This is a genomic window from Janthinobacterium kochi, assembly GCF_051380715.1.
In the GTDB taxonomy this organism is placed as follows: domain Bacteria; phylum Pseudomonadota; class Gammaproteobacteria; order Burkholderiales; family Burkholderiaceae_D; genus Janthinobacterium.
In genome coordinates, this window is the sequence record NZ_JBNYXO010000024.1 from 25,265 (window position 1) to 33,199 (window position 7,935).

Below are 7,935 nucleotides of genomic sequence, written 5' to 3' on the forward strand. Positions count from 1 at the left end.
GCAAGAATTCACACTGAAGTTTATAAGGTTTAGCCAGTCATCATGAAACCAATCGAAGGTATCTTTGTACAAGAAGTGAAATGGTATTGCAGCCGGAGGTCAGAAAAATATTTTCTCACCTTTGCCGATGCACTTGCCATGTTCATGGCATTCTGGCTCGCTGGGAAATGGACGCTCGATGGCGGCGACTTGAACGGCTTCGGGTTGGATAGTTCGCGCCTGCTCAGCTATAGCCTGCTATCCCTGGTCACTCTGGCGATCTTCAAGCTGAAGGGCCATCATGCGAAACGTCGTCCATATTCGAATGAAATCAAGGAGCTCCTGAAGGTCGCCATGGTCATGGGCTTGATCGACGCGGCCCTCGTCTTCCTCGACAAGCGCGACTCCTCGCGCGAGGCACTATTGGCCACCTGGCTGCTGGTGCCATGCTTTGTCTTGCTGCTGCGCGGCATCGTCAAGTACCTGTTGATGAAAGCGGGCGGCTGGATACGCCCCATGGTCATCATCGGATGGGGCGACAATGCCTTGCAAACAGCACGTGCCTTCGATGAGGAAGCGTTGATGGGCTATCGCCTGATTGCTTTCCTGATCCCTGAGGGCCAGGAGCACCTGGAACAGCATTATGTGAACCGCAGAAAACAAGCGGTGCCCTGCATCCCGCTGGGCGATAACCCGGAACAAACGTTCAAGCTGCTGGGCGACCCGCATGCGGTTGTCGCCCTGGAGCAGGGAGGCATTGACGCTTATCAAGGCATGATCCAGCAAGTCAGCCGTTGCGTTGCCAATATGCAAGTGGTACCGGCGGTACGTGGCCTGCCTCTGTACGGCATGGAGGTCAACCATTTCTTTACGCATGAAGTCTTGCTGCTGACCATGCGCAACAACCTGGCGCGGCCAGGCTTGCAACTGATTAAGCGCTGCTTTGATCTGACGGCCTCGTTCTGCGTGCTGATCGTCGGTGCGCCCATCTTGCTGTGGATCGCCGCCAAGGTATTGGCATCGGGCCGTCCCATCTTCTACGGCCACAAACGCGTGGGCCAGAATGGCAAGCATTTTCTCTGCTACAAATTCCGCACCATGGCCGTGAATGCCGATGTGCTGTTGAAAGAGTTACTGGAACGCGACCCGCTCGCCCGCGCTGAATGGGACCGCGATTTCAAACTGAAGAACGACCCGCGCATCACCTCGATCGGTCATTTCCTGCGCCGGACCAGCCTCGATGAATTGCCGCAACTATGGAACGTGCTGAAAGGCGAAATGAGCCTGGTCGGGCCGCGTCCCGTTGTCGATGCCGAACTGGAGCGCTATGGCAACCAGATCGACTATTATCTTGAGGCGAAACCTGGGATCACTGGCCTGTGGCAAGTCAGCGGCAGGAACGATGTCAGCTACGATACGCGCGTCTATCTCGACGCCTGGTATGTCAAGAATTGGTCTCTGTTCAATGACATCGTCATTTTGCTAAAAACGGTCAAAGTCATCTTCAAGAAAGATGGCGCGTATTAATTGTTATACTTCATTTTTCAATTTCCATTGAAAAAGCAATAACAACTTAAAGGAAAATAATGAATAGATTAGAAATAGCTGACATAATCGTCGAAAAAATAAATTCATCGATTGAAAATATATCATTACAATATAATAAATCTATTGACAAGATAGGACATTTTTACATAGATGATTTATTACCAGAAGATATAGCACGAAATATATTTAGCTGTTTTCCTGATGGGAAAAATATGCGTCTAAAAAAGAGTCTAAAGGAATACAAGTTCATCGCTGCGCAAATGGATCAATACAATCCAATTCTTGAAGAAGCTATTTATGCGTTTCAAGATCCGCGCGTGGTTGAATTAATTTCGAAAATCTGCAACATAGATGGGCTTTACCCTGATGAACACCTGTATGCAGGTGGCATTTCACTCATGGGCGATAAACATTTTCTGAATCCCCATCTTGATAACTCACATGATAAAGAACGTGAGCGCTGGCGCGTGCTGAATCTTCTTTATTATGTCACACCTGACTGGCCGCTGAAGAATGGAGGGAATCTTGAACTCTGGCCTGATGGATTGCAAAATCCACAAATCACGATCCATAGCAAATTCAATCGTCTCGCTGTAATGGCTACGCACGACGCCTCCTGGCATTCTGTAAGCCCTATTTCATCTAACGGCACTGCACGCGGTTGCGTTTCGAACTACTATTTTTCTGATGTTTCACTCAGAAGTACAGATCAATTCCACGTCACCTCGTTCCGAGGTCGTCCAGAACAAGTCATGCGAGATATTTTTTTACAAGCTGACATTAAAGCGAGAATGGCAGTACGAAAACTATTCAAAAAAGGCATCATAGAAAACCCTCACGTTTATAAAAAATAGAATTATTTTTATAAAATAGAATTTTAAATACATTAATGGCTTACAGGACGAATAAAAGGATAACAGCATGATTTTAGTTACCGGCGGAGCAGGCTTCATTGGTTCCAATTTTGTACGAGATTGGTTGATGCTCAATGATGAGCCCGTCATCAACCTCGACAAACTGACCTACGCAGGCAATCTCAGCAATCTTGCCAGCCTGGAACAAGACCCTCGACATATTTTTGTGCGCGGCGATATTTGCGACACCGCCCACATCTCCCGCCTGCTGGCCGAACACCAGCCCCGCGCCATCGTGCATTTTGCCGCAGAGAGCCATGTTGATCGCTCGATCCATAGCCCCGGCGAATTCATTTCGACCAACGTCAACGGCACCTTCAGCCTGCTCGAAGCCGCGCGCGCCTATTGGTCCGGCCTGACGGGCGAGGCCAAGGATGGCTTCCGCTTCCTGCATGTCTCGACTGACGAGGTCTATGGCACCTTGGGACCGAATGACCCGCCATTCACGGAAACGACGCCGTATGCGCCGAACAGCCCCTACTCGGCATCGAAAGCAGCCTCCGACCATCTGGTACGCGCCTATTTCCATACGTATGGCATGCCCGTGCTGACGACAAACTGCTCAAACAACTATGGCTCTTTCCATTTCCCGGAAAAACTGATTCCCCTCATCATCAGCAACGCCCGTGCCGGCAAGCCATTGCCTATCTATGGTGACGGCATGCAAGTGCGCGACTGGCTGTATGTGGGCGACCATTGCTCGGCGATTCGCCGCGTGCTGGAAGCGGGACGTTTGGGCGAGGTCTACAACGTGGGCGGCTGGAATGAAATGGCCAATCTGGAAGTCGTGCACACCTTATGCGACATCCTCGATACGCTCGACTCCAAGGCATCGGGCAGCTATCGCGAACAAATCACCTATGTGCAAGACCGCCCTGGTCACGACCGCCGCTATGCCATCGACGCGCGCAAGATCGAGCGCGAACTGGGCTGGAAGCCGGCCGAAACCTTCGCCACCGGCATCCGCAAGACCGTCCAGTGGTACCTGGACAATCAGGCCTGGGTACGCGATGTTCAGTCTGGCGATTATCTGAAGTGGGTAGAGAAAAACTACGCGGCGCGCGACACGGCACAGGAGCAGCAATAATGAATGCAACCATCGAACGCAAGGGCATCATCCTGGCCGGCGGTTCAGGCACGCGTCTGTATCCCGTCACCATGGCGGTGTCGAAGCAGCTGCTGCCCGTATATGACAAGCCGATGATTTACTATCCGCTGACCACCCTGATGCTGGCCGGCATACGCGACATCCTGATCATTTCCACGCCACAAGATACGCCGCGCTTCCAGGAGTTGCTGGGTGACGGCAGCCAGTGGGGCATCAAGCTCAGCTATGCCGTGCAGCCCACGCCCGACGGTCTGGCGCAGGCGTTCATCATTGGCAAGGAGTTTGTCGGCGATGCACCATCAGCCCTGATTCTGGGCGACAACATTTATTACGGCCACGACTTCGAAACGCAATTGCGCGAAGCATCCGCACGCACCAGTGGCTCGACCGTGTTCGCCTATCATGTCACCGATCCGGAACGTTATGGCGTGGTCGACTTCGACGCACAGCGGCGCGCCGTCAGCATCGAGGAAAAACCGCTCAAGCCAAAATCGAACTACGCCGTCACCGGCCTGTATTTCTACGACAGCCAGGTGTGCGATATTGCCGCAGGCATCACCCCGTCCCCACGTGGCGAGCTGGAAATCACGGATGTCAACCGCACTTATCTGGAGCGGGGACAGTTGAACGTCGAACTCATGGGCCGCGGCATGGCCTGGCTCGATACTGGCACGCATGAATCCCTGCTCGAAGCGGGTCAGTTCATCGCCACCATTGAAAACCGCCAGGGTTTGAAAGTTGCCTGCCCGGAGGAAATCGCTTACCGCCGCGGCTATATCGACGCGGCCAAGCTCGAGGCATTGGCGCAACCCTTGAAAAAGAACGCTTACGGGCAATACCTGCTGCGCCTCCTTGAAGAGAAAATGTACTAAAACTTCCCCAGCGACTAATGCCGTTCAGTTAAGGGTTTTGGCGTGATTTATGAGCGCCAGTAAATTCGCTAACCCCAGAGGCAGAGAGCTGGGGTCGGACCCCGGGTCCGACCCCAGTCCTTGTTCTTGGGCTAAAAATAGCATCACTAACACTAACTGAACGGCATTACTCCCCGGCAATCATCAAGCTTACCCAAAACCATGCAAATTCAAACCACAGCTATACCTGACGTCCTGATCATCGAACCGACCGTATTTGGCGATGATCGCGGCTTTTTTTATGAAAGTTTTAACCAGAAACACTTTGCCGAACTAACCGGCGTCACGCGCGATTTCGTGCAGGACAATCATTCCAAGTCCGCCAAGGGCGTCTTGCGTGGTCTGCATTACCAAATTCAGCAGCCACAAGGCAAGCTGGTGCGTGTGACCGCCGGTGAAGTCTTCGACGTTGCCGTTGACCTGCGCAAAAGCTCACCGACCTTCGGCCACTGGGTAGGCGTGACCTTATCAGCGGCCAACAAACGCCAGTTATGGATACCCGAAGGTTTCGCCCATGGCTTCGTGGTCACCAGCGACAGCGCCGAGTTCCTGTACAAGACCACCGACTATTGGGCGCCGGAATTCGAGCGCAGCATCCTGTGGAATGACCCGGCGATCGGCATCGACTGGCAGCTGGACGGCGAGCCGTTACTGTCGGCCAAGGATAAAATCGGCACATTGCTGGCCAACGCCGATGTCTTCGCCTGAGTACGGCAATACAGCCGCACCACCACTCACTGGAACAAATATGAGCCGTATCTTAATTACAGGAAAAACCGGCCAGGTCGGCTACGAACTGGAACGCAGCCTGCAGGGCCTGGGCGAAATCATCGCTGTAGACCGCAGTCAGATGGACCTGGCTGACCTGGACCAGGTACGCGACGTCATCCGCCGCGTCAAGCCGACCCTCATCGTCAACCCTGCCGCCTACACCGCAGTGGATAAGGCAGAGAGCGAGCCGGACCTGGCGCTGCGCATCAATGGCGAGGCGCCAGCTGTCATGGCCGAAGAAGCAAAGAGACTAGGCGCTGCGATGATTCATTACAGCACCGATTATGTCTTTGACGGGTCGAATGACGGTCCCTACGTCGAAACCGATCCGACCTGCCCTGTCAATGTGTATGGCAGCAGCAAGCTGGCCGGCGAGCAAGCCATCCAGGCGGCGGGCATCCCACACCTGATCTTGCGCACCAGTTGGGTCTACAGCACGCATGGCAAGAATTTTCTGCTGACCATGCTCCGCCTGGCGCAGGAGCGCGAGGAGCTGAGCATCGTTTCTGATCAGTTCGGTGCACCAACATGGAGCCGTACCATCGCCGACACCACGGCACATATTGTGGCACAAAGCCTGACGGCAAACGACCAGCAAGCATGGTGGCAGGCACGCTCCGGTCTGTATCATTTGACGGCACAGGGACAAACCACATGGTTTGGTTTTACCGAAGCGATCATGGCCCATGCATCGATCGAGAAAAAGCCAAGGCTCAAACCGATATTGGCGCAAGACTACCCGGTACCGGCCAGGCGACCGACCAATTCTGAACTATCCTCGCAACGCCTGATAGATACTTTTTGCGGTCTGCCGCATTGGCAGGAAGCCTTGAAGCTGTGCCAAGAGTAAATGAACCAATCAGACTACTTGACTGATAAGATAGGAGTACAGCCAAAGGCTTGCCGCAACGCGGAAAACGCCCCCGCAACTGTACGGACGCGTTTAAAGCGCTGTGCTCGCGGGTCAACGTCGTTTCGTGTGGAACTTGACTTCTAGTACCATACCGGGCAGTGCCATTTTGAAGACAAAGAGCGAGAGCGCCCGATAAGTATTGCCGTTGAAGCCCAGTGTACAAGCGCGCGGAGTCTGCCAGCGCCATGGTCCGTGACCAAAGTTGAGCTCGCCACGTCCAAGCGGCGGATCGATTTTGAAGTGCCGTGCGACGCGAAGAAGTTGCCTTGCCCGGCCTGCTGCGCATGCATATCTACGGTGACATAAGCGATAAAAGCAGCGTAGACTTCCTGCGGCTGCTCAAGCTGGCCTCGCCGATCAAGATCATCAAACTGCTGACCGACAACGGCTCGCAATTCGCCGACCGCTTCATAACAAAAGACAGGAAGCCCAGTGGCCAGCACGCCTTCGATAAAGTCTGCGCCGCCATGGGCATCGAACACCGTCTGGCACTGCCCCGGCATCCGCAAACGAATGGCATGGTCGCAAGATTCAACGGCCGTATCAGCGAACTATTGCAGCAGACCCGATTCGACAGCCGGGCCGATTTGCAGGCGACCTTGCTCAACTATTTAAAGCTTTACAACCACCACGGTAATCCCCCCACCAAATGATCGCGTTTAAAAGTAGAATTTTCCAAACTCAGATTTTTTGAAAGTTCTGCATGAAGACGTCCCGTTTTACCGATAGCCAGATCATCGCCATCCTCAAGCAAGCCGAGGGCGGCTCACCAGTGCCTGAGCTGTGCCGCGAGCACGGCATCAGCAACGCCACGTTCTACAAATGGCGCTCCAAGTTCGGCGGCATGGACGCTTCGCTGATGGCCCGCATGAAGGAACTGGAGGACGAAAACCGGCGCCTGAAAAAGATGTATGCCGAGGAGCGCTTGAAAGCCGAGATCGTCGCGGAGGCCCTGACAAAAAAATGGTAGCGCCATCTCAGCGGCGGGAGATGGCGCAATGGGCCGTGGCCCAGCATTCAGCCACCATTGGAATGGCCTGCCAGGTATTTGGCATTAGCCAGACCTGCTATCGCTATCGCGCTAAGCTCGATGCGGAAAACGCCGTCGTGGCTGACTGGCTGGTACGCCTGACCAACAACCAGCGCAACTAGGGCTTCGGCCTGTGCTTCCTGTATTTGCGCAACGTGAAGGGTTTTAAATGGAACCACAAGCGCGTATATCGGATCTATCGCGAGCTGGAACTGAACCTGCGGATCAAGCCACGCCATCGGCTGGTGCGGGAAAAGCCGCTGCCGCTGGCCGTGCCTACACAGATCAACGACACCTGGTCGATGGACTTCATGCATGCCCAACTGGCCGACGGCAGAAGCATCCGATTGTTCAATGTGATCGACGACTACAACCGTGAGGGACTCGGCATCGAGGTCGATTTCTCCTTGCCGTCCGAACGCGTCATCCGCTCCCTCGACAGGATCATCGAATGGCGTGGCAAACCCCTGGTCATTCCCTGCGATAACGGCCCGGAGTACATCAGCGCCGTGACGCTGGCCTGGGCCGCCAAGCGGGGCATTCGCATCGACTTCATCCAGCCTGGCCAGCCGCAGCAGAATGCTTATGTCGAGCGCTATAACCGCACGGTGCGCTACGATTGGTTGGCCCATCACCTGTTTGATACGCTCGATGAGATCCAGGATTTTGCAACCCGCTGGCTGTGGACTTACAATCACGACCGGCCCAACATGGCACTTGGCGGCATCACACCAAAACAGAAGCTTGCCTTGGCCGCTTAA

General features: G+C 54.2%; 6 protein-coding genes and 2 pseudogenes. All 8 read left to right on the forward strand.

The window, feature by feature from the left end:
• Positions 1-42: 42 nt before the first annotated feature.
• Positions 43-1,506 (forward strand): undecaprenyl-phosphate galactose phosphotransferase WbaP, encoded by a 1,464-nt coding sequence (wbaP, locus tag ACQ4WL_RS27135; RefSeq protein ID WP_436512761.1) that lies wholly within the window; start codon positions 43-45, stop codon positions 1,504-1,506.
• A 59-nt stretch (positions 1,507-1,565) separates the two neighbouring features.
• Positions 1,566-2,381 (forward strand): 2OG-Fe(II) oxygenase, encoded by an 816-nt coding sequence (locus ACQ4WL_RS27140; protein WP_436512762.1) that lies wholly within the window; start codon positions 1,566-1,568, stop codon positions 2,379-2,381.
• 67 nt (positions 2,382-2,448) lie between these two features.
• Entirely contained in the window at positions 2,449-3,528 is a 1,080-nt protein-coding gene (rfbB, locus tag ACQ4WL_RS27145; RefSeq protein WP_436512764.1) for a dTDP-glucose 4,6-dehydratase, read from the forward strand.
• The gene (rfbA, locus tag ACQ4WL_RS27150; RefSeq protein ID WP_436512766.1) at positions 3,528-4,421 is read left to right on the forward strand and encodes a glucose-1-phosphate thymidylyltransferase RfbA; all 894 of its coding nucleotides are present in this window, start codon (positions 3,528-3,530) and stop codon (positions 4,419-4,421) included. The genes rfbB and rfbA overlap by 1 nt, the downstream gene beginning before the upstream one ends.
• 201 nt (positions 4,422-4,622) lie before the next feature.
• Positions 4,623-5,168 carry a dTDP-4-dehydrorhamnose 3,5-epimerase gene (gene rfbC, locus ACQ4WL_RS27155; RefSeq protein ID WP_436512768.1) on the forward strand — a complete coding sequence of 182 codons (546 nt, stop codon included), beginning with the start codon at positions 4,623-4,625 and terminating at the stop codon, positions 5,166-5,168.
• Between the two features lie 40 nt (positions 5,169-5,208).
• Positions 5,209-6,081: a dTDP-4-dehydrorhamnose reductase gene (gene rfbD, locus ACQ4WL_RS27160; protein WP_495542733.1), complete on the forward strand. Its 873-nt coding sequence runs from the start codon at positions 5,209-5,211 to the stop codon at positions 6,079-6,081.
• Between the two features lie 422 nt (positions 6,082-6,503).
• Positions 6,504-6,776: pseudogene (locus ACQ4WL_RS27165) on the forward strand (integrase core domain-containing protein); the annotation flags it as partial.
• A 71-nt stretch (positions 6,777-6,847) separates the two neighbouring features.
• Positions 6,848-7,935, forward strand: a pseudogene (locus tag ACQ4WL_RS27170) (IS3 family transposase).

Excerpts from the sequence above, each read along its gene's own strand:
- wbaP (WP_436512761.1), top strand. The coding sequence starts at position 43 with ATGAAACCAATCGAAGGTATCTTTGTACAAGAAGTGAAATGGTATTGC.
- ACQ4WL_RS27140 (WP_436512762.1), top strand. The coding sequence starts at position 1,566 with ATGAATAGATTAGAAATAGCTGACATAATCGTCGAAAAAATAAATTCA.
- rfbB (WP_436512764.1), top strand. The coding sequence starts at position 2,449 with ATGATTTTAGTTACCGGCGGAGCAGGCTTCATTGGTTCCAATTTTGTA.
- rfbA (WP_436512766.1), top strand. The coding sequence starts at position 3,528 with ATGAATGCAACCATCGAACGCAAGGGCATCATCCTGGCCGGCGGTTCA.
- rfbC (WP_436512768.1), top strand. The coding sequence starts at position 4,623 with ATGCAAATTCAAACCACAGCTATACCTGACGTCCTGATCATCGAACCG.
- rfbD (WP_495542733.1), top strand. The coding sequence starts at position 5,209 with ATGAGCCGTATCTTAATTACAGGAAAAACCGGCCAGGTCGGCTACGAA.